34 protein-coding genes are annotated in these 21,631 nt (G+C 40.1%); 31 read left to right on the top strand and 3 right to left on the bottom strand.

Annotated elements, in window-relative coordinates; all coding sequences use genetic code 11:
- Positions 1-27: 27 nt before the first annotated feature.
- The 3 genes from BI182_RS06400 to BI182_RS06410 all read right to left on the bottom strand — a co-directional run bounded on the left by BI182_RS06400 (position 28) and on the right by BI182_RS06410 (position 2,125).
- Complete coding sequence (locus tag BI182_RS06400; protein WP_286806341.1) at positions 28-1,137, bottom strand: tyrosine-type recombinase/integrase; 1,110 nt, start codon at positions 1,135-1,137, stop codon at positions 28-30.
- A 156-nt stretch (positions 1,138-1,293) separates the two neighbouring features.
- On the bottom strand, positions 1,294-1,722 hold the full coding sequence (locus BI182_RS06405; protein ID WP_286806343.1) for an ImmA/IrrE family metallo-endopeptidase: 429 nt from the start codon (positions 1,720-1,722) through the stop codon (positions 1,294-1,296).
- 4 nt (positions 1,723-1,726) lie between these two features.
- Positions 1,727-2,125 (bottom strand): helix-turn-helix domain-containing protein, encoded by a 399-nt coding sequence (locus BI182_RS06410; protein WP_286806345.1) that lies wholly within the window; start codon positions 2,123-2,125, stop codon positions 1,727-1,729.
- Between the two features lie 246 nt (positions 2,126-2,371).
- Here BI182_RS06410 and BI182_RS06415 point away from each other — a divergent pair, with 246 nt between their 5' ends.
- From BI182_RS06415 to BI182_RS06565, 31 genes are all read left to right on the top strand, one after another.
- Positions 2,372-2,674, top strand: coding sequence for a helix-turn-helix domain-containing protein (locus BI182_RS06415; protein WP_286806347.1), 303 nt, complete (start codon positions 2,372-2,374; stop codon positions 2,672-2,674).
- Between the two features lie 6 nt (positions 2,675-2,680).
- Positions 2,681-2,968, top strand: coding sequence for a hypothetical protein (locus BI182_RS06420; RefSeq protein WP_286806349.1), 288 nt, complete (start codon positions 2,681-2,683; stop codon positions 2,966-2,968).
- Positions 2,965-3,741, top strand: coding sequence for a phage antirepressor (locus BI182_RS06425; RefSeq protein ID WP_286806350.1), 777 nt, complete (start codon positions 2,965-2,967; stop codon positions 3,739-3,741). The genes BI182_RS06420 and BI182_RS06425 overlap by 4 nt, the downstream gene beginning before the upstream one ends.
- A gap of 23 nt (positions 3,742-3,764) precedes the next feature.
- The gene (locus BI182_RS06430) at positions 3,765-3,929 is read left to right on the top strand and encodes a hypothetical protein (RefSeq protein ID WP_286806352.1); all 165 of its coding nucleotides are present in this window, start codon (positions 3,765-3,767) and stop codon (positions 3,927-3,929) included.
- 72 nt (positions 3,930-4,001) lie between these two features.
- A complete protein-coding gene (locus tag BI182_RS06435; RefSeq protein ID WP_286806354.1) occupies positions 4,002-4,658 on the top strand; it encodes a hypothetical protein in 657 nt (218 codons plus the stop codon).
- On the top strand, positions 4,655-4,990 hold the full coding sequence (locus BI182_RS06440; protein ID WP_286806356.1) for a hypothetical protein: 336 nt from the start codon (positions 4,655-4,657) through the stop codon (positions 4,988-4,990). The genes BI182_RS06435 and BI182_RS06440 overlap by 4 nt, the downstream gene beginning before the upstream one ends.
- Before the next feature lie 144 nt (positions 4,991-5,134).
- Complete coding sequence (locus BI182_RS06445; RefSeq protein WP_286806358.1) at positions 5,135-5,278, top strand: hypothetical protein; 144 nt, start codon at positions 5,135-5,137, stop codon at positions 5,276-5,278.
- Positions 5,275-5,430, top strand: a complete 156-nt coding sequence (locus BI182_RS06450; RefSeq protein ID WP_286806360.1) for a hypothetical protein — start codon at positions 5,275-5,277, stop codon at positions 5,428-5,430. The genes BI182_RS06445 and BI182_RS06450 overlap by 4 nt, the downstream gene beginning before the upstream one ends.
- Before the next feature lie 469 nt (positions 5,431-5,899).
- Entirely contained in the window at positions 5,900-6,652 is a 753-nt protein-coding gene (locus tag BI182_RS06455) for a rolling circle replication-associated protein (protein ID WP_286806363.1), read from the top strand.
- A complete protein-coding gene (locus tag BI182_RS06460) occupies positions 6,642-6,971 on the top strand; it encodes a hypothetical protein (protein WP_286806365.1) in 330 nt (109 codons plus the stop codon). The genes BI182_RS06455 and BI182_RS06460 overlap by 11 nt, the downstream gene beginning before the upstream one ends.
- A gap of 16 nt (positions 6,972-6,987) precedes the next feature.
- Positions 6,988-7,542, top strand: a complete 555-nt coding sequence (locus BI182_RS06465; RefSeq protein WP_286806367.1) for a Cas9 inhibitor AcrIIA9 family protein — start codon at positions 6,988-6,990, stop codon at positions 7,540-7,542.
- A gap of 188 nt (positions 7,543-7,730) precedes the next feature.
- Positions 7,731-9,377, top strand: coding sequence for a PcfJ domain-containing protein (locus tag BI182_RS06470; protein WP_286806369.1), 1,647 nt, complete (start codon positions 7,731-7,733; stop codon positions 9,375-9,377).
- A 484-nt stretch (positions 9,378-9,861) separates the two neighbouring features.
- Entirely contained in the window at positions 9,862-10,470 is a 609-nt protein-coding gene (locus tag BI182_RS06475; protein ID WP_286806371.1) for a Holliday junction resolvase RecU, read from the top strand.
- Positions 10,470-10,700, top strand: coding sequence for a hypothetical protein (locus tag BI182_RS06480; protein WP_286806372.1), 231 nt, complete (start codon positions 10,470-10,472; stop codon positions 10,698-10,700). Before BI182_RS06475 ends, BI182_RS06480 begins: the two co-directional genes overlap by 1 nt.
- A 1-nt stretch (position 10,701) precedes the next feature.
- A complete protein-coding gene (locus BI182_RS06485; RefSeq protein WP_286806373.1) occupies positions 10,702-11,775 on the top strand; it encodes an RtcB family protein in 1,074 nt (357 codons plus the stop codon).
- An 11-nt stretch (positions 11,776-11,786) separates the two neighbouring features.
- A complete protein-coding gene (locus tag BI182_RS06490; RefSeq protein WP_286806375.1) occupies positions 11,787-12,149 on the top strand; it encodes a hypothetical protein in 363 nt (120 codons plus the stop codon).
- Between the two features lie 3 nt (positions 12,150-12,152).
- Positions 12,153-12,701, top strand: coding sequence for a DUF4406 domain-containing protein (locus BI182_RS06495; RefSeq protein ID WP_286806377.1), 549 nt, complete (start codon positions 12,153-12,155; stop codon positions 12,699-12,701).
- Between the two features lie 8 nt (positions 12,702-12,709).
- Complete coding sequence (locus BI182_RS06500) at positions 12,710-13,270, top strand: sigma-70 RNA polymerase sigma factor region 4 domain-containing protein (RefSeq protein ID WP_286806378.1); 561 nt, start codon at positions 12,710-12,712, stop codon at positions 13,268-13,270.
- Between the two features lie 173 nt (positions 13,271-13,443).
- Entirely contained in the window at positions 13,444-13,920 is a 477-nt protein-coding gene (locus BI182_RS06505; protein WP_286806379.1) for a DUF8602 domain-containing protein, read from the top strand.
- Between the two features lie 63 nt (positions 13,921-13,983).
- Entirely contained in the window at positions 13,984-14,367 is a 384-nt protein-coding gene (locus BI182_RS06510) for a phage terminase small subunit P27 family (RefSeq protein WP_084633437.1), read from the top strand.
- The gene (locus BI182_RS06515) at positions 14,357-15,982 is read left to right on the top strand and encodes a terminase large subunit (protein ID WP_286806383.1); all 1,626 of its coding nucleotides are present in this window, start codon (positions 14,357-14,359) and stop codon (positions 15,980-15,982) included. The genes BI182_RS06510 and BI182_RS06515 overlap by 11 nt, the downstream gene beginning before the upstream one ends.
- Entirely contained in the window at positions 15,982-16,146 is a 165-nt protein-coding gene (locus BI182_RS06520; protein ID WP_175440878.1) for a hypothetical protein, read from the top strand. Before BI182_RS06515 ends, BI182_RS06520 begins: the two co-directional genes overlap by 1 nt.
- A gap of 2 nt (positions 16,147-16,148) precedes the next feature.
- Positions 16,149-17,384, top strand: coding sequence for a phage portal protein (locus BI182_RS06525; protein ID WP_286806384.1), 1,236 nt, complete (start codon positions 16,149-16,151; stop codon positions 17,382-17,384).
- Complete coding sequence (locus tag BI182_RS06530; RefSeq protein ID WP_286806386.1) at positions 17,381-18,019, top strand: HK97 family phage prohead protease; 639 nt, start codon at positions 17,381-17,383, stop codon at positions 18,017-18,019. The genes BI182_RS06525 and BI182_RS06530 overlap by 4 nt, the downstream gene beginning before the upstream one ends.
- 9 nt (positions 18,020-18,028) lie before the next feature.
- Positions 18,029-19,159: a phage major capsid protein gene (locus tag BI182_RS06535; protein ID WP_286806388.1), complete on the top strand. Its 1,131-nt coding sequence runs from the start codon at positions 18,029-18,031 to the stop codon at positions 19,157-19,159.
- Between the two features lie 19 nt (positions 19,160-19,178).
- Positions 19,179-19,481, top strand: coding sequence for a head-tail connector protein (locus tag BI182_RS06540; RefSeq protein WP_286806389.1), 303 nt, complete (start codon positions 19,179-19,181; stop codon positions 19,479-19,481).
- Positions 19,469-19,792 (top strand): phage head closure protein, encoded by a 324-nt coding sequence (locus tag BI182_RS06545; protein WP_286806391.1) that lies wholly within the window; start codon positions 19,469-19,471, stop codon positions 19,790-19,792. The genes BI182_RS06540 and BI182_RS06545 overlap by 13 nt, the downstream gene beginning before the upstream one ends.
- On the top strand, positions 19,792-20,304 hold the full coding sequence (locus BI182_RS06550; RefSeq protein ID WP_286806393.1) for a hypothetical protein: 513 nt from the start codon (positions 19,792-19,794) through the stop codon (positions 20,302-20,304). Before BI182_RS06545 ends, BI182_RS06550 begins: the two co-directional genes overlap by 1 nt.
- Complete coding sequence (locus tag BI182_RS06555) at positions 20,285-20,635, top strand: hypothetical protein (RefSeq protein WP_286806394.1); 351 nt, start codon at positions 20,285-20,287, stop codon at positions 20,633-20,635. Before BI182_RS06550 ends, BI182_RS06555 begins: the two co-directional genes overlap by 20 nt.
- A complete protein-coding gene (locus tag BI182_RS06560) occupies positions 20,632-21,243 on the top strand; it encodes a major tail protein (protein ID WP_186895370.1) in 612 nt (203 codons plus the stop codon). The genes BI182_RS06555 and BI182_RS06560 overlap by 4 nt, the downstream gene beginning before the upstream one ends.
- Before the next feature lie 10 nt (positions 21,244-21,253).
- Positions 21,254-21,613, top strand: a complete 360-nt coding sequence (locus BI182_RS06565) for a hypothetical protein (protein ID WP_286806398.1) — start codon at positions 21,254-21,256, stop codon at positions 21,611-21,613.
- Positions 21,614-21,631 lie beyond the last annotated feature (18 nt).

The raw sequence follows: 21,631 nt of genomic DNA on the forward strand, positions 1-21,631 counted from the left end.
CGTTTTTTTAATGTAAAAAAATGAAGATTACTCGTTTGACATAGAAATTGACATATATATGTTTTCTAACTTGTCAGCAGCGCTCTGTAGCATGCCTGGTGTTACAAATGCGTACTGGTCTAAAGTGAATGCAGCTGAATGGTGACCAAGGTTTTCCTGTACCGTTTTAATATCGACTCCGGCCTGCAGAGATAAAACTGCAAAAGTGTGTCTGAGATCATGGAGCCGCAAATTTGGGAAGCCAGATTTTTCAGCAATCTTCTTAAGGTGCTTAGACACCGTTTGCCCCTGGCACGGGCGCCCGTCGTCTTCCGTAAAAACAAAGCCAGTGCGATTATAATCTGGATTGCCTGTCAAAAGCCTGAATTCAGCTTGTTTAATCTTTTGTGACTTTATGATATCAAGAGCAGTTTGAGGTAAGGGAACGGTTCGATGCTTGTCATGTTTAGGCGGACCGAACTCAATCGGATCAACAGACAGTAATTGCCGGTCTACCAGCATGGTTTTATTATCAAGATCAATGCGATCCAACGTCAAGCCGGTAAGCTCACAAAGTCGAAGACCTGTAAGCAGTAAAAACAAATATGCTGGGTAATATTGACTGTTTTTAGCGGCCTGGTAAAATATTGGGATGTCGGATTCAGATAACGGGTGGATTTCTGGTTTCGTTCGTTTAGGAAGTGTTATTCCTGTAGCTGGATTTATCCGGATCAATCCAGCTGATATGGCATCGTCCAAACATTTATGTAAAGAGCCATGGATGTTCTTTACTGTTTTAGGGGACAGGCCTTTGTCATTAAAGAGACTCGTAAAGAGTTTTTGCAACTCTTTCTTCTCAATACTTTGTACTGGCTTATCGCCAATAACTGGTACTAGATGTTTGTTCAAATGACCGCAGTAACTTTTTTTTGTGGAAGCCTTTATACCAATGAGGTAACCGGCCTTCCAGTCATCGGCCCATTTGGAAAACAAGGTTTTATCTGATTTGACATATGTTCCGTCTTCCAACTGTGCCACCAGGTCATATGCCTTTTGGCGGCATTCTTTACTTGTTTTACCGTACACCGTTTTATACTTCCCATCAGGGGTAGGGATCTGTGTTCCAAACCGGCCATCTTTACGCTTGCTGATTTTCATGATATTAAAATCCTTTCTGATTCAGGGCATAAAAATGCCCGGGTGTTGTAAAAACCCGGGATATAAAGTATAATATTAATACACAGTTATATCGTGATTTTATATCCCGGTATATCTAAAGCCGTTCTCCTGTTGGCGCAGGAGGGCGGTTTTTTATTATTGGTATTTTAATTCTACAAATCTTTCTGGAACATTGAGTATTTTTGCAATCCGATGAATGCACAGTCCCTCAAAATTTTTAACATCTTCTCTAATTAATAATTCTGCACTAAATCGATCAGCTTCTGTTTCAAATGTGCTTGTTTTGAAAAAAGTTCTGGTATCCAAATAGATTGAGTTTGTTTTTTTGTGTAGAATTCCATGACCTAATTCATGACCGCAAATTATGTGTTGTTCTCTTTCGGATCGGTCGTTGTTTATGTAAATAATGTTATTGCGAATAACATATTGATAAAATCCGTTTGTGCAATCAGGCAATTCACAAAATAAAACAGTATAGCCCAAACATTTACAAAGATCAAACGGGTTATTTGTGCCATGTTTTTTAATTAATCGATTTACGATTTTTGGAATATCATCCCCCATACAGTCACTTCCTATATTTTTTTGGTGTGAATTTTTCCTTATTCTTTTTCTTAGCCATCTCTAAACCTATTTGCATAGCATCCAATATTTGCTGGATTTCTTCGTCGGTTGCCGGCTTCCCGTCAAACATCAAACCTTCACTCGTTAAGAGTTCTTCTTTAGTCATATCAAGCAGCTTTTCAATGTCTCTTTGGTCACGCCGATTTAACACGTTTTCATCACGCCCTAATAAATGGTCAATAGTAACCCCGAAAAAATCCGCAACCTTACACAATTTTTCAGACGATGGTGAACTTTTATTCCATCTTGTTATTGTGCCATTTCCGAAACCAAGTTCCTTTTCCAACGTCGTTAAACTGTAACCTTTAGCATTAGCAAGTACTCGAATTTTATCTACCAACATTTGTATAACCCACCTTATCAACTACCAAATTACTCGAAAATAATCTATTATAGGTGTTGACAACTAGCGTATTATCTAGTAATATATGGTTGTAAACCGCATATAGTAGAAAATAATACATTTTATCAACGCTATTTCTAATTTGAGTGGGGACTCATTAGGATTTTTTCGAGTTATGTTCATGCGTTAATGATAGATTATTTTCTACTATATGTCAATAGTTTTTATGGAAAAGAGGTGAGTATTTTGATCTTAGAGAGAATTAAAAATCTGTGTTCGGCCAGGGGTACTTCAATTAGTGAATTAGAACGAAATTTATCATTCGGTCATGCAACAGTTAGAAATTGGGAAAAATCTTCACCAAGTGTTGAAAAATTAAAAAAGGTGGCTGACTATTTCGAGGTTAGTGTTGACTATTTGCTAACAGATAAAACTTTGTCAGAAAAAGCAATTACGGTTGCAACAAAATTTGATTGCCTTAATGACAATCAGAAAAAAGCAATCTCTCAAATTTTAGACAGTTATTCATGTGAAAACAGAAAGGAGTAAACAATCATGACTACTGAAGAAAGACTGGAGCGTCTTGAAAGAAAAATCGACACAATACTCAAAGCGATTGATAGACCAAGTGGATCGGTGCTGCTTGATGCAAGAGGGCTTTGTGAAAAGCTCCACCGATCATATCCAACGGTGAGAACAATCATCAATAAGCGGGTGATTCCGTCACCGATCCAATTTACCTTAAGTAACCGGGAACTGATTAATGAAAAGCTTCTTGATGAGTGGCTTGAAAATCCGGAGAATCTGGAAAAATTGAGAAAAGCGGAAAGGATAAAACAATGAACAACTTAATGATTTTCGATGGGCGCCAGGTTGAAGTATTCGAGTATGAAGGAAAAGTTTTGTTTAATCCATACCATTGTGGAGAATGTTTGGAATTAAGCCCTGAAGGAGTAAGAAAAGCAATCACAAAAATGAACGAAAATCAGGTAGTAAAGCTGTCAAATTCTAAAGTGACAGATAGTAACTTTAGAAAACTCCACAACACCGGTGAGAACTTCCTCACTGAAAGCGGTGTCTATAAGCTGATTTTTAAATCCCATAAACCGGACGCCGAAAAATTCCAGGACTGGGTGACAGATGAAGTCCTTCCTGCGATCCGGAAGACGGGATCGTACAATCAACAACCAGATGGCGAATATCTTCTTGCGCTGGCGGTGCTCGAAGCGAATAAAATGCTTGAGGAAAAAGACAACACGATTAAGGTCCAGGAACAGTTGATAGGTGAAATGAAACCAAAGGTTGATTATGTTGACGATATCCTGAAAAACAAAAGCCTGATCAAGATATCGTCAATTGCCAAAGATTATGGAATGAGTGGACAGGAAATGAATAACCTGCTGCATGCTTTGAAGGTGCAATATAAATCAGGGGATCAGTGGTTGTTGTACGCAAAGCACCAGTCAAGCGGTTTTACCAGCTCTGAAACGGTTAGCTTTACCAGAACCGATGGAAGAACTGACGTTAAACTGATTACCAAATGGACACAAAAAGGCAGGCTGTTTTTATATGAGCTGCTGAAGAAACAGGGGGTTGTACCGGTGATCGAACGATAGGAACGAGAGGGGTGAAAAGGATAATGATGGAAGAGGTTAAATGCCATAAGTGCAAAAACAGAATTGGGAACCACTGTAAGGATCTGGATCAGCGTTTGGAGCTGCTGGCCGTTGAAAAAGAACTGAAATTTGAAAAGCCAAAGAATTGCAGAGGAGGTGAAGAAAAATTACCGTTTATTTTCAAATGACAGAGGCGGACAAGCTACTGGAAGAATTTAAAGGAAGATCATCAATTTAATTAACGAATGGAGAGGTAACACATGGAACTTAACAAAGATTTATATATTGAGCTACTGCAGAATGAACTGGTATATGAAAGAACAGAGCACAAAAACACCTTAGCCGATCTTGAAATTGAGATGGAGGTAATGAAAAACTTAGAACAAAACATAGATCAGATCATCCAGGAAAAGTATCAGCTGCAGCAATTGGACGCAGAACAGAAAGAAATACTAAAAGAGCTTAATGCGGATTTCTTCGACCTGGGCGATCTGCTCATGGAAGCGATCAAAGAAAATAAGAAAATACAACCAGGGCAGCAGCTGGAAGACGTGGTAACGGGCCTGGACGACTTCCTGCAAAAACAGTACGAAGATCGGATCAGCCACCTGGAAGCGTTAATCTTTGAACTGGGCGACGACATTGGCGAAGAAAAAGAAAAAAGAGAAAAAACTATCAAAGAAATGAAACGGGAAGCCTACGAAGCCGGGATGGCCATGGAGAAGATGAAAAAAGAAAAATACGCCATGGACATGGAGCTTGAAAAGCTGAAGAAGCAAAACGAAAATCTGAAGAAGCAAAGTGAAAATCTCATTGAAGACCTTGAGACAGCAAGAAAAAGAATAAAAGAAGCGGATTTTAAGAAAGACCAGGAAAAGATCATCAAAGAAATCGAAAATCAAGAGGTTGCCGTTTGAAAAAGAAGCAAGCAGCCAAACCAGTAAAAGTAAAGACGGCCACAGATAAAGAGACTCACGGAGCCATGTGGTTTGAGTGCCAGGAATGCGGCAAACGTTGGCGCATGTGGCTGGAAAAAGGTGTGGAGGATCCACGGTTTCGCCGGATCTATCCAGAGAAGCATAAAACCGTACCAAAGAACATCATCTGCCAGTGCGGTGGATCCGCAGAGCATGTGGACTGGGAAAAAGATTTAAAGTTCAAGAACTACAAGCCAATCTTGCCACACATGAACTACTTTGGAATGATTGAGGGCAATGATTGTGCTGAACCAATCATAAATCGCAGATAAAGGATAGGAGGAGAAAAAATGATTTTTGGATATCTAAGTGCACTGTTATTGGGGTTATTCGTAGGAATCATCGTCGGTCAGACCGTCGATATTAAGAGACGGGTGAAGTAATTGGGGCAAATAAGCTTAACAAATGTGGATAAAATGGCAGGTAATCGGCAATTGGGCCATGAGGTGGAAAAAGGATACTGGGAACAAACCGGGGATCCCGAAAAATTCAAACAGCATGTGGCCATGGATAAAAAGGCCCGACAACGGCCGGGATATTGGGGAGGAGTTAGGAAATGAAAGCAAAGAATTTATTAAATGCATTGCGGGATCATAAAACAAAAGAAGTCCGGGTGCTGAACGCCGAAACGGGATCAGAGTATCCAATTGAAACAATGGAGCTGAAACAGAATGATGATGGGGTTGTTTATATTATCATCAATGATTATTAAGACGGAGGAAAAAGCAGAATGCCGAAATTTGAAAGACAATGCCAGATGTGCGGATTAATTTATGAAATGGATTATTGGACACACCCGAAAAAGTTTATCTGTCAACACTGTACAAACCAGGCCGAAAAAGGCGATAACAAAGCAATCAGATCATTAAAGCGAATGAAACAAAAACTGGGAGCTGTGGGAATATGAAAAACACATATAAAAAAAGACTCTTCCAGGCGCTGGAACGCCGATCAGGAAGAGACTCTCATAAAATACTGAACAAATTATATCACAAATAATTAAATAATGAAAGACCGCCCAATAAGCTGTGGAAGCAGAGGCGGTCTTTCTAATAACTTGTTATCTAATTATACCTTTTTTCAATAAAGATAACAAGCGAAAAACGGCTGATTAATCAGCTTTTTGACTCGATAAGAGTATTAATTTATCGACATCTTTATAGAAAAAGAGGTGAGCAAAAATGCCGTATGTCAAAAAGACAACCAGGGCAGGCATGACGATTGAAGTGGAGAAATATTTTACTACCCGGTACCACAAAAAAGGAATTACCAGGGGAGAGAACAAAAAACCAACACCAGAGAAAATGGCCATCATCAATGAGCGGAATGCAGAAAAAACTCTAAGGCAGTTGATCAATAACAATTTTGGCCCGGGGGATCTTCATCAGACTCTGACATATAAAAAAGACCAGAGGCCGGATCCGGAAGAATCAAAAAAAGAGCTGGAGCGATATCTAAGAAAAGTAAGAACCTTATACAAGCGGAGTGGCCATGATCTTAAGTACATCACGGTAACGGAATATAAAAACAAATCAATTCATCATCACCTGATAATTAACATGGTGAACAGTATCAGCGTGAAGGCGTTGAATGATCTCTGGATCAATGGCCGGACACGGTTTACCTATTTGGATGAAACCGGGCAGTATGGAGCGCTGGCCCATTACCTGATAAAAGAGACCAGAAAAACATACCGGGAAGAGGGATCACCTTCAAAACGAAGATGGAACCCTTCCAGGAATTTGGAAAAGCCAAAAACTGATGTTGAGATTGTTAAGGCAAAAGAATGGCGAAAGGATCCATCGCCATTACAGGGGTATATCCTGGAATCGGATAGCATCAAAGAAGGGTACCATGATTTTACCGGGTGGCCGTTTCAGTGCTATAGCATGGTGAGGGTTGAAGAAAGGAAGAGGTTCAGGAATGATCAGTAAATTTTTAGATCAATACAAGGAATTAAGAGAAATTGTTGCAGAAAATCCAGAGTTGCCAATTATGTTTATGGCAAGTGAAGATTGCTCAAATCCAGATTATTGTTATGTAATTACACAAGCAAAAGCAAAAATAGAAACGGTTGCTTTTGCAGAAGAAGGGATTTATACAGATGAAGATGAACTGAGATATGAAATTGAAGCGGGAATTGCTTCTGACAATCCTGAAATATCAGAAGAGGATTTAGACAAAGAAATACAGATGGAAATGAATACAATCGAGTGGACAAAAGCAATTGTAATTTATATCGAAAGTTATTGAGAGAGAGGGAAAAGGAATGATTGAACAGGCCAAAAACAAACTGAAAGAAGAAAGTAAGAACCTGAAAATATCCGGCCAGAAAGAAAAAGCAATCGCACCATGTGTGTTAAAAGCACTCCTCAGCTTTTGTGATCAGGAAGTATTTTCTCAGGCAGTGCTGGAAGAGGAAAAGAATTTCGGTGATTGCCTGAAGTATATCGTAACTGGTACCGGTAACAGCATTTCAGATTTGGATGTTTATAAAAAGGCAGCCAGCTATTATATTCCGAATGCTGGCATTGAATTTAAGATGATCATGACCATTGGAGAAAATCTATTGGAAGTGGATCATGATGGAAAACAACCGGGGGCAGCGGAAAAAGATCGTCCGGAGAAAAAGAAGCCCGAAAAGAAAGAAGAGAAAAAGCAAAAGCCAAAGGCGCAGCCGATGGATCCGCGGCAGCTGGAAGAGGCAAAGTTAACAATGGCAAAATGCATGGAAGAACGACAAGACAATAATCAGGACATAAAGAAAGCCGGGGGAAAACAGATAATCCAATTTGATATTTTTGGAAACGAGGTGATCCTGTGAAAAAACGGACCTATGAAAAAATTGAGATCAAACCATATCCGGAAATAAACCGCCCAAAAGAAAAGACGCTGGTCATGGTGGATCTAATTGAAGAGGACGATGTTCTGTATTTAACCATGTATTCAACATCACTAAAAGAAGCGGTGGCAAGAGTTTTTCTTGATCGCAGAAAAATGGACTTTGCAACGATGATCATCGGCAAATGGGATACCTGGGGGAAGCAATTATGGAGAGATGCAAATATCAGAACGATCGGGGAGCAGCATTTAGACAGCCAGAGTTATTGGAACTATGATGTGGCTTGGAAGATGTTTCCTTTAGCAGCATCGGAAAAAGTAAAAGTATACCTAAAAGATGTGACAACATGTTATAAAAATGAGCCCTATGATTTAATCACGAATTTTCAGGAAAAAGTATTAAGTAAAAAAAGAGAAGCAAAAGAAAACAGCAAATTCATTCGAACAAACAAAGTAATGGATATGTTTGAAACGGCTGATGATCCGGAAGGTTTTGAAACATGGGTGGAAAAGCAGTTTGTAAAGAAAAATAATGCCAGGGTTCAAAAAGAAGAACATAAAGTAGCTTTTATTCAGATTATCAACGGGCAGATTGCTGTGAGGTATTTTAATTTTTGCAAGCATTACAGCAAAAACGAGCATACCGGAGAACGGGAAGAAAGCAGAATGAATGAATTTGAGGAAATGAGATTTCTTCTTGATAAAAACAGCAAAAAGCTAACAAAGTATGAACGAATTCAAGAACCATGGGCGGGGGAACTCTGGGTTAAAAGAGGAGGAACGGGAAATAACAATAAGCGTTACAGTGTTTTTCCGGAAAATATAAAAAGCGTTCTTTCTGGCACATACTGGCAATACTCAAAAATGGAAATTCTAGCAGCAGCAGGGAAGCAGTTTAATCCATTGGATTACCTATTCCATTATGACCATAATCCGGCGATTGAATATATCGTGAAAGCTGGGATTTATAACATTGCCACCGATATGCTCAGTAATGGTTATTGGTTTTATGGAAAAACGGCAAAATCGTTGCAGGAATATTTTAGTATTACGACAGAAGAATTAATGATGGTGAAAAGAGTGGATCCTAAATTAAGGACACTGAAGCAATTCATAAAATTAAAGGAAAACCAAACACCAAAAGAACCAGACATGATTCTTATCGAGGAATGCAGGATAGAAGATCATAACTTTGAAAAATTACTTGAATGTGAGGGCGATCCAGTCAAGAACATAAAGTATCTAAAAAAACAGGCTGGCATCAAATCGAAAAAAACCACCGTCAATTCAATGGTTGGCACCTATTTTGATTACATCAACATGGCAAGGCAGGAGCAATGGGATCTCAGCGAAAAGCATAACCTCTGGCCGAAAAACCTAATCGCCCGGCATGATCAGCTGGTGGATATCATCAACAAGAAAAAAGATGAAGAGCGGATGAAGAAATTGAGAAAAGAAAACAGGCTGATGAAGCAGCGCCAGAAGAGGATTGATGATCGCTATTATTTTGAAAGCCAGGGATTTTTGATAAAAGCACCTGCAGAGGCAAAAGATATCATCCAGGAAGGTCAAAAACTGGGGCATTGTGTTGGCGGTGATTCATACATTAAAAGTCATGCTTCCGGGAAGACAACAATTTTATTTATCAGAGAGGTAGATAAACCAGAAATACCATTCTACACGTTGGAGCTGACCGGAGACAGGGTTATCCAGATCAGAGGTAAACGAAATGAGTTGCCAACAAAAGAAGTTGCTGCCTTTGTAAATGAGTGGACCGATAAAAAAATTAAAAACACAATGCTACAGGAAGCGGTATAGCCGATGTACAACAAATGTATGGGATGTGACAATTATGGAGGAATGAGTTTAATATGCGTATTTGCATGTGAAAGGTATAACGATATGAAAAAAGAAAAAAGAGATCACTGTAAAAAAGCCGACTGTTTGTATTATGACCATAAACAATACAACAACAATTGTTCTGCATCGGCCACGCAGCACAAACGGCAAAATGATTGCCAGTTGTATTTGAAAAAGAAAGAAGTGACCCAAAAATGAAACAATCAGATCCCAGGGAAATCAAAAAACAAATTACCCTATGCGAGGTCAAACTGTACGGATCGGAAATAACTGAGCCGGCAGAGTTTTTTAAAGATTGTGAGATATCAGCAACTGAACTTTCTGAATGTGTGGTGATCAAGGTAAAAGACACCCATTCGGCCATTAAGATAAAAAAGACCGCATTATTGAGCTTAATGGGTTACCCTGGAAACCATCTAAAATACACTGAGAGGATTTGAACATGACAAAGACAATTTACAACGAGGAAAAGTATGTGGAGAAGTATCCGGATCCCACCGCTGCAATGGCCATAGAAAATATTAACCGTGAAAATAGAAAAAGCCGGGAGCAGCTTCAGGGCCACCGCAGCCGGGTGATTGGAAAGAGCTTTGAAGAGGTGATTGAAGCGGCCTGTATAAATTATCGAAATAAAGAGATTGCCATCATCGAGAAAACCCCAGAACCAATGAAGGTTTTGGGAAAAAGCATTAAGGGCCGGTTCCCGGCATGTTTTATTAAAAAGGCCCAACCAGACTTTAAAGGTTGTATGGCCAATGGAAAAGCGGTTGTCTTTGAAGCCAAGGCCACCGAAAAGGACAGGATCCGGAAAAGCGTGATCACAGATGAGCAATTTGAATACCTGGAAGGATACTGGAAGATGAAAGCCAGCGCCTTTGTTCTGGTTAGCTTTAACCAGGAGAGGTATTACCGGGTGCCATGGGGTATATGGAGAGAAATGGAAACATTCTATGGCAGGAAGTATCTGCAGGAAAAGGATCTGGAAAACTGCAGGATTAAATTTAGAAACGGATGCCTGGATTTTATGCATAACATAGCAGAGGTGATGTGATGAAATATCAATGTATAAATGAATTTGAGATACAATTGTGCGATGAAAATTGCAATGAAGTAGAAAATAAGTTTGGATACGTACTAATAGGATCGATTTGGGAAATCTGCGATTATGATTATACCGATGGAGATGTGCACCTTGCTTTGATTAGTGGTTGCGACGATTTTGGATGGATTGAGATTACGCAGGAACATTTTAAAGAAAATTTTATTGAAATAGGAGAATGAGATGATAGAGATCAAAGGAAAATACAATACCGCAGAAGTATTTACGGATGAAATAGAAAAAGAAACCCACAAGCAGATTTTGGAAATGTGCAATTTAAAAGAGCTTGAAAATTCGACCATTAAAATCATGCCGGATTGCCATGCCGGCAAAGGCTGCACCATTGGAACCACAATCATGATGCCTGCTGATACACCAATCAATCCATTCTTTGTGGGGGTTGACATTGGTTGTGGTGTTGAATTGATGAAGCTGCAGGGAGATTTCACATTTGAACAGCTGGATGATGTAATCAGAAAAAACATTCACTATGGGTTTAGCGTTTATAATCAGCCATGTTACCAGGCAGAGGAATTTGTTAAAAAGCTGAATTGCTTTGAACAATTGAAAAACAAAGAGCATTTATATAAAAGCCTGGGAACATTAGGTGGTGGGAATCATTTCATAGAGGTGGCTGAAAATCAGGAAGAGGAAAGATTCCTGCTCATACATAGCGGATCCCGAAACCTGGGGAATCAGGTGGCGCTGATCTATGGTGCTGCTGCAGGCCCGGAAGGTTTTCTGACCGGGGAATTAAGAGACAAATACCTGCAGGATATGAAGACATGCCAGGCATTTGCAGAGGCAAATAGAACTGCAATTGGAATGGAGATTATTGTCAGGTTGGGGATCCAGGGATCAACGGAATGCACGACCGTTCACAATTACATAGAAATGAACTGGGATATGATCACACTGAGAAAAGGAGCCGTTAGCGCCTGGCCAGATGAAAAACTGGTGATCCCAATGAACATGAGGGATGGCACTATTTTAGCAAAAGGTAAAGGAAACCAGAACTGGAATTTCTCAGCACCACATGGAGCCGGCCGGATACTCAGTCGATCCCAGGCAAAGAAGCGCCTGGAGGTTTCTGAATTTAAAAAAGAGATGACCGGTATTTTTACAACATGCATCTCAAAAGACACTTTAGATGAAGCACCGATGGCTTATAAGCCAATGGCGCAAATCATTGAGCACATAGGAGATACCATTGAAATACTGGATATCTTGAAGCCGGTTTATAATTTTAAGGCATAAGGAGAGGAAAGATGAAGCTAAGCGATATTGGAAAAGAACGAGAACAACAATCGTTGCAAGAACTATTTGAAGTTGAACTTGAAAAAGTCATTGAAAACATTATGGATAAGCGCACCTATCCGGGAGATAAGAGGAAAATTCAGATTAATGTGATCGTTGTTCCTAAAAGTGAAAGAGATAAAGTGAGATTAACATACGATATTAAAACAACATTGGCACCAATCATGGGTGGTGAAACAGGGATGGATATTATTACCACAATTACTGGAAAGTATGAAACTAGGCCGAGTATTTCAACAAGCAGAATACCAGGACAGGTTGATTACCGTGATGTGTTGCCAGACGATGATGGCGTTTATCCGGAGGAGGAATAGAACATGGACATGTTAACATTACTGATAGTTCTGATGGGCGTTGTCACATTGTTGTGGATTGTTGCTTCATATACAGAGATTGAAAAACTGAAAATCACAGTGTATGGTGCTGGAAATAAAAAAGAAGTTATCCAGCCCGTGGGAGAAGTTGAAACGGCGCTCAGTAGAGTTGGGGAAGCATTTAAAAATGTAGGGCATGCATGGGAGGTTACATTTGCCGGCCGGATACAAAAGCTTGATGAAAGCAAAATATATTATTTGGCTCACCCATGCACGACCGGGGGAAAAAGCATAAAAGAGAATAAATTGAGAGAAGAATTTTTATATCAGAGAATTATTAACGAGAATCCAGGCATCCGGATCATTCGTCCGCTGCAGATAATCCCAGAAGGTATGGCACATGAAGAAGCAATGCGCCGGTGCTTTAATATGCTGGACGCTGCTCATGCCATTATATTACCAATGGGGTGGAATCAAAGTAATGGCTGCACCCAGGAGCATAACCGGGCAGAAGAAAAAGACATTGAAAAAATATACTTAAGCACAAATTAGGGGGAACCATGAACGACGAAAGATTAATGGCAATCATAAAAACAACAGCAGAAGAAGCGGCCGAGACTTCATCCACAAAGACATTGTTAAAGTTTCAAAAAGGAAATCTGATGAAAGATAATAAGCGATCAACCTTTAAGAAAACAGAATCGCTCCTTTATAATTATCCGAAGTTTAAACAAATTATAAAGGAGCGGGAAGAGGTCCTATCCTGTGAGTCCAGTTTCTTCCCCAAAGGTAAGAGTGCAGACATTGTCCGGTATTCAAAGCAGCCCCAAGGGTCTAAGGATATTGAGGAGATTATCAAAGAGAAGCACGACGCATATGAGCTGTCACTGGAAAGAACAAAGCGATCAGTCAAACTGATCGATGATGCATTGGGTAAGCTCAATGATGATCCTTATTATGAAATCATCCCGGCAAAGTATTTTGAGATCAAAACACATGAACAGATTGCTGAGATGTTCGGCAAAGATATATCAACGATAACCAGGAATAAAAGCCGGCTGGTGAATGAGTTAAAGATCATTCTATTCAGTGATGAAGCCATCACCGAACTGTTTACCTGAGCACTTGACAAATGCACAATGAGCGCACAATTGATGCCATTGTGTGCTCATAATATAAGAGATATACTATTACCGTGCAATAACTTCAATGAGTTACCTCCTTTCAAAGAGAAGCAGGCAGAAGAAGAGCAGCGGGCAACCGTTGCTTTTTCTTTTATAGAATGGAATAGGATATGCCAATAAAGAAATACTGCAGCTATACCGGATGCCGGGTGCTGCTGGATGAAGATGTGAAGTACTGTGACAAACACCAGAAGCAGACCAGAGATCATAAAGCTTCACGTGATCGTGAGTACAAGCGGAACAGGAATGATCATAAAGAGCAGGACTTCTACCGTGGGCAAGCATGGGTGAACACCCGGGATGGTTCCATGTCCTATTACTTTGGCATTGATATCTTTGAATACTATACGACCGGTATGATCGTTGAAGCTGCTACGGTGCACCATATCGTGCCAATCAAAGAAGACTGGTCAAAAAGATATGATTCAAACAATCTTATTCCTTTAACAGAAAAGAGCCATCAATATATTCACAATGAATATGGCAAGGGCAATAAAAAACAAATGCAGGACATTTTATTTGAAATGAAAATTAAATTTTTCATGGACTACAGGGTGGGGGTACAAAAAACTTTTGAAACCCTCTGACGGTCGCGTATACAAACTCGGGAGGAACGAAAATGTAAAATTTTAGGGTAGGGGGGGGTCTGCGTGAAGAAAACTGCTCCAAGTTGGATGAACGATCAGGCCAAAAAAGAATGGCGCAGAGTTTTAAAATTAATAATTGAAGAAGAAAAAGAGCTCGAAGAAAAAGATTTTAAGACCCTGGAAACCTATTGCGTGAATTATGCGAAATGGCTTAAGTGTGAGGAAATCTTAGATTCTAAAGGCCTGACATTTGAAACACCAAACGGCTACATTCAGCAACGTCCGGAAGTAGCGATCGGGAACAAAGCCCAGGAGCGGCTTTTGGCCACCGCTAAAGAATTAGGCCTGACACCGGCTTCAAGATCTCGTATGAATCGTCATAAAATCTATGAAAAAACAGAAGAGTTTGATGAAGAGCTCGAAGAAATGATTAGCGATGGCACTTAAGAAATGGGTTATCGAAAAAATAAAAGAGCTCAAACTGAAATGGAACAATGACGATTATTACTTTGACGAGGATGAAGCAGAGAACATTTGGCGATTCATCGGTAAGCTGAAAAATGATAAAGGGATCACATCACGATTTGAAATAATTGGGTTTCAATTTGAGATCATCACAGAAATTCTCTGTGTAAAAGACCGGGAAAACAACAGAAGAAAACACCGTGAAGTTCATATAAACATGGCCAGAAAAAACGGGAAGTCCTTTATCATTGCCATCATCATTACATATTTATTCTTTTGCCAACCTAAAATTAGGGGGGCTATTTTTATATTAACAGCTAATGATGTTAAACAGGCCGGTGAGTTATTTGATACGGTTTGCTATTTCATTAAAACGAATCGAACCCTGAAAAAATATTGTCGATTTGTAGAATCAAAAAGATTGGTGATCCGGAAAGATAACCGGAATAAGCTCATGGTGCTTTCCAGTGATGCCACCGGAGCAGATTCATACTCTGATTATGTGGCATGCCTGGATGAAATCCATGAGAGTAAAAACGACCGGATGTATGGGAAGCTGGGAACCGGCCAGGGTGCCTGGGATGATCCGCTTCTTATCACCATAACAACTGCCAGCTCCGGAGAAGATGAAACAAACCTGGAACAGCAGCTTTATTCCCGGTGTAAAAAGATTGAGCTTGAAAATGATGATGATCCAACCTTCTATTATAGGATTTATGAAGCAGATAAGGGCTGTGACTTAGAGGATCAGAAGCAATGGGAAAAAGCAAACCCAGGGATTGATATTTTCAGGAGCCGAAAAGATATTGAGGTAATGGCCCGAAAAGCAAAGCAGATGCCATTGCAGGAAAATATGTTCCGGAGGATGTTCTTAAACCAGCATGTCGTGTTGGATGGCGAAAAGGGAGCCATTAACATGGATCTCTGGGACCTGTGCACAAAAGATATATCATACGATTCATTAAAAGGACTGCCATGCTGGAATGGATTGGATTTATCCTCATCCAGAGATATTACAGCCTTTGTTCAGGTGTTCTATGATGAGCTGATGGATAAATTTATTATCTGGCCACACCTGTTTACGCCGAAAGATACGGTGATCAAGCGGGAAGAAGAGGATAAAAACCCTTATTCAAAGTGGATTAAAGATGGCGAACTAATTGCTTTAGCTGGAAAATACATAAATTTTGAATTGCTCCTGGATTATGTTTACACCCTTGCAGAGGATTTTGAGTTTCAGGAATCCGGTTTTGATCGCTGGGGATCCCCAACCATCTTAAACCGGCTGGAAGAAAAATGGGACATCGTGCCCATGGGCCAGGGCATGCAGACCATGACACCAATCATTAATGATTTTGAATGTTTGCTCATTGACGAACGGATTATCATTGCAGAGAATGATTGTTTCCGGACCATGGCCAAAAACTGTGTGGCCGTGTTTGATGATGCCATGAATGTGAAATATTCAAAGCGTAAGAGCCGATTTAAAATAGATGGCATCATTGGTATGCTCATGGGTTTATGTTTGGCCATTGATGCAAATAAGATCAGTCATTATGATATGGTCGGCGCATTGGAACAATTGGAAAGGATGTGATGACGTTAAAAAAATATATTATTGCAGAAATACTTGTGATTCTGGCTTGTATCATCTTTATCGGTACCACGTTTGTCATTAATACCTATGCAGGTTGCTATCTGTTGGGTGTTTTTTTGTTGCTGTATGGAATCAGCATCGTAAGGAAGGGAGGGGGTGACTAAATGTGATCAGTAAATTCTTTGAAAAAAGAGAAGAAACGGCGACGGTACCAAGCTATTCAGATATCGAACTGGCCATGCTTAAAGCCTTTGGTATTGATGCAGAGGGTTATGTCAGTGACGGCGCTTTAAAAGAAGCAACCTATTTCACCTGTATTAAAATTATGAGTGAATCCATTGCAAAGATCCCGTGCTATTTAGTCCAGGAAACCGAAAACGGAAATCTGCGATTAAAAAATGAGAGTCTTTATGAAAAGCTGGTCCTGCGACCAAACCCATATATGACGGCAATCGATTTTTGGAAAGCATTGGAAGTTAACCGGCATCATCTGGGAAATGGCTGTGCTTACATTGAAAAAGACGCCAAAGGAAATGTTTTAAACCTATGGCCAATTGAACTGCATCGACTGATTATTGACGATGCTGGATTAATCAGTTCGAAGTTGAAGAACCGGATCCTGGTGGAGTATACCCAAACAGGGAATTCAAACATTGAGTGCTGCTTCTATGATGAGATTATTCATTTAAAATCATTTTCGAGTAATGGCATAAACAGTAAAGCGAATCGGGTCATGATGTCCAGCACCATTGACACCGGAATAAAGAGTCAGAAATATCTAAATGATCTGTATAATAACGGGTTAACAAACAAGGCAGTTGTTCAATTAACATCGGATACACGAAAAGAACTGGATTTGAAAAATATTCAGGCAAAATTTGACCGGCTTTATTCAAACAATGGCCGTATTTTCACGGTGCCGGCCGGGTACAACGTCAGCACATTGAATCTATCTTTAGCCGATGCCCAATTTGAACAGATCCGGCGAATGTCAATCAGTCAGATTGCTTCCAGCTTTGGGATCAAGATGTTTCAGTTAAATGACCTGAAGGATACCAATAATAATAGTTTAGAGCAGCAGCAGTTATCTTTTTTAGTAGATACGCTGCTTATTTTATTTGAATCCATTGAACAGGAGATTGACTGGAAGCTGTTAAGGCCGGACCAACGGCAAAAGGGAATGAAATGCCGATTCAATACCAGTGTCATGCTGCGAACCACCGCTCAGGTGCAGGCAGATATTCTGACAAAATATGTAACATCAGGAATTTATACACCCAATGAAGCCCGATTAATGACCCAGCAAATGGCAAAAGAGGGAGCGGATGAGTTAGTGGTTAATTCAGGGGTCATGAAATTAAAAGACCTTGGAAAGAATGATGGGAAGGAGGTTAAAAAGTGACAAGAAAAAGAAGTGATGGACCAGTGAAAGAAATAAGAAATACCAATGGAATTGAGATCCGGGCCAAAACAGAGGAAGAGGACAGAAAAACCATTGGTGGTTACGCCCTCCGTTACAACTCACCAACAAAAATTATTGATTGGTGGGGCGATGAATTTCTGGAAGAATTTGCCCAGGGCGCTTTTGACGAATCAATCCAGTCAAGAGTTGTCAAAGCATTATGGAATCACCAGACATCATGCCCATTAGGATCTACCCGGAGCCAGACCCTCCGATTTAACAAGGATCCGGAAGGCCTGAATTATGATGTGGATTTGCCGGGCAACACCTGGGGAAATGATGCCTATGAAAGTGTTCAACGGGGTGATGTGGATGGATCCAGCTTTGGATTCATAACCAAAGAAGAAAAGTGGAGCGTCATTGATTATGAAGGCAAGAAGATTGACAAACGAACCATCACCCGGGCCGATCTCATTGAAGTAAGCCCGTGTACCTTCCCGGCCTATGACAGCAGTGAGATAAACTGCAGAAGTTTTGAAGAAATTAAAGAACAACGGGAAAATCAGAAAACGCCTGAGAGCAATCAGGCATTGGAAATTGAAAAACTGAGAACACAAATTTTATTAAATATTTAGGAGAGTAGAATGAAAGACAAATTATTGGCATTATTGAACGCAAAAAACGCTGAAAAAACCGCATTGGCACAAAGAGCGGATGGTGTTGACAGTGCAGAAGAATTAAGAAGCATCAATGCTCAGATCAGAAGCATCTCTAACGAAATTGAAACCATCAATGAACTGATTAAGATTGCAGATGAATCAGAAAAACGGGAAAAAGAACGGGAAAAGCTGGTGCTGGTTGCACAGAACAGAGAAACGGGCGCTTCCAGTGAAGAATACCGAGCAATCGCAAAAGTAATTCTAAAAAGAGATATTACCCCAGAAGAAAGAGCCTTAGTCACGGTGGCCGATAATGGTGCTATCCTTCCGGAGGAATTTGTTAACCAGCTGCAGTTATTGAGAAAAGGGTTCCCATCCCTGAAAAAATACTGCCATGTTATTCCTATTACCGGGAAAACGGGAAAAATGCCTTTTGCGACGATCGGGACGAATAAACTATCTAAACTGGTATCGGGTTCGGCAATTCCTGAAGGATCAAAGGTCACCGAAGATATTAATTACTCCATCGACGATTACGGGAAAATCATCCCAGTCGAGAACAGCTTAACCGATGATGAAGTGGTTGGATTAATTCAAAATGTTATCACGCCTGAATTTGCGGAAGCATCGGTTCTGACAGAAAATGATGAAATACTGGCCATCATTACAGCCAATGCTGACGCAGTGTCCGGAGCCACCAGCTATGAAGATGTGGAAGCTGCCATGAATGGCGTGCTGCCATCGTTAAGATCGGGCTTAGTGACCATCACCAATCTGTCCGGATACGTGTATTTAAAAGGTCTGAAGGATGGGGAATTAAGACCGCTGAACTTGATCACAACGCTGCCAGACGGGACAGATGTATTCAATGGAAGACCAATCATCGTGATGGATGATGCCGATGTCGCACCAACCACGCCAGGTGATATGATTTTCTATGTCACAAACTTATGGGCACTGGTTAAATTCTTCGACCGTAAAGGCTATGAAATTGGCTCATCTAAAGAAGTGTTGTTTAATTACAACCAGACAGCAATCCGGGTATTAGAGCGTTTTGATGTTCAAAAACTGGATGACCGGGCTTGTAAGAAAATTGAATTCACGAAACCAGCCTAAAAGGATGAGGGGATAATGAATGGACTTAGCAAGTGGAAAGATAACCCTCCAGGAGGTTAAAGACTACCTCCGGATTGATTATGAGGATGATGATAACTACATCAGTGATCTGATTGATGTATCTGATTTTTACATTGATAAAGCGGTGGGAACGGCTTATAAAAGCTTACCAGCCTATGAAAAAATTGCAATTCTGGTGCAAAAGAAAATAATCAAAGATATGTATGATGAACGATCCACAACGGTGACAGATCGAACCAAGCAATCAATCATCGTGACAACCATCTTTGAGAATTTGGAGAGTGCACAATGGGAAACGTAAAAATTAAGATTATGAAGGAAGTGGATGGAGGACGTATCAACGGGAGACCGGTTGATGCGCCTCCTGTTTTATTTCGGGAGTGCTGGGCAGAGCCAATCAGCCTTAAGGGTGCAGAACTCTATAACAGCATCAATGCAAAATTGACGAATACCATCATTTTTAAGGTTCGGTATTGTAAGAAAATGGAAGATCTCTGGAATTTCAAGGGCTATCATGTGCTGTTCAAAGATTGTAAATATCGTATCTATGACATTGACTTTGCCAAAAACGATAAACAATATATCGAAATCAGATGTGAGGCGGTGAAATAGTGGCAAGCAGTATATTTATGGACTTCGAAGGGTTTGCAGATGTCCAAAAAAAATTATTGGAAGAAACATCAGAAGCTGAATTAAAAAAGCTGAATAAAAAAATAATTCGAGCTGGCCAGGAACAAGGAGCAGAAATCATTAAACGCAGCATGCCAAAGTCGATGGACCTGGAAAAATCTGGACCCCAAAGAAGTGGGAAACCAAGAAAGGCACCAAGCGATCATGCCGTTGATCAGATACCAATTGACAATGTAAAGTCGACCAATGGCCAGACATTTGGCTTTATTGGTTGGCGCCCATCGGACAATGAAGAAAACTTCTATGCGAAATTCTTTGAAGAAGGTGTTGATGAGCATACAACACCGTATAATTACAATCGAAAAGTGCCAAGGATACCAAAATTAGGGCTTTTTAATAAGGCAAACAAAGAGGTTGCGACCTTTATAAATGAAATAGGATTAGCAGAATATTCAAAGAAACTGGAAGAGGTGTTTGGCAGTGATAATCAGTGATTTAGTCTATGAAGCCCTGCAAAGTTTGGAAAACGTCTATCAGAGCACATACCAGAAGGATCTGGATGTAACCTATGTGGTATTCAATGAGGTTGCGGAGTACCCGGAGTTTTACTCTGATGGATCTGTGGAAGGTACCGGCCATGATCTGGAACTTCATATATTAGGGAAGGTAGAAACCGATGTTCATCATTATAAAGATGAAATTAAAAGTAAATTGATTGCTGCAGGGTTTGACTGGAAGGGTAATGCCAACGAATTCATTCAGGAAATCGAGTATTTCCACATACAATTAAATTTTTATTATTTGGAGGAAAATGAAGAACTATGAAATCAAGATCGAGATTTTTATACAATGTTCATGTTGCAGAGGTAACAAAAAACGATGATTCAACCTACACGGTTGGAACACCGGTATTCGTATCCGGAGCCATTAAGGGGAAAGTAACCGATAATTATGCCAGTGAAGATCTGTATTCAGAAAATATGCTGGAAGAGGTTATCAATGATTACACCAGCACAGAGATGAACTTTGAGTTTAATGCGTTGTCGCCATCAGAACAGGCATTACTGTTTGGACATATCAACAAAGAGGGCTATTTAATTAAAACGGCTCAGGATGAGTCTAAAGAAGTGGCTCTTGGCTTTGCATCGGAAAGAGCCAACGGAAAGATGGAAGTAACCTGGTATTACTGCGGTAAATTCTCAAATTCAGAAGGTGACGAATACGAAACCAAGGGAGAAAAGACACCGACAAAAACAAAATCCATTAAAGGCAAATTCTATCAACGGCGTAAACCAACAGTCATTGATGGAAAGAGCAAAAATCTAATCAGTACAACGGTTAGTGAAGAGGCATTAACCGTAACGGATACAAACGCACTGGCCGCCTTGGATGATTGGTTTGCTGCTGTCCAGGAACCAACCTTTGCGGCGTAGGTGATTGAGTATGAATGTAATACTAACAGTCAATGATAAAGAGTACACGCTGAAAAAATTACCGCCGAAAAAATACAAACGGTTCAGAGATATGCTGAATAAAGTCGGTGATATGGATCTTTTCGGGAATAACAATTATACCGATGAAGCGTTGGATGAGGTATTCATGGTGGTCTCTAATTTATTCAATGGGGAATTATCGGTTGAGGAGATTGAAGAAAACGGTGATATTTTGGATTTAGTAGCTTTTGTCAGAGAAGTCCAGTTTGACATTGAAAAGGGAGCTGCTGACCGGATCAACAAAATGTACCAGGATTTTTTTCAAAAAAGCGCGGATGCTTTAGCGCAAAAAATCTCAAACAATTCATAGAAGACAATCAAATACCAG

The organism is Acetobacterium sp. MES1 (assembly GCF_002237635.1).
Lineage (GTDB): Bacteria > Bacillota > Clostridia > Eubacteriales > Eubacteriaceae > Acetobacterium > Acetobacterium wieringae.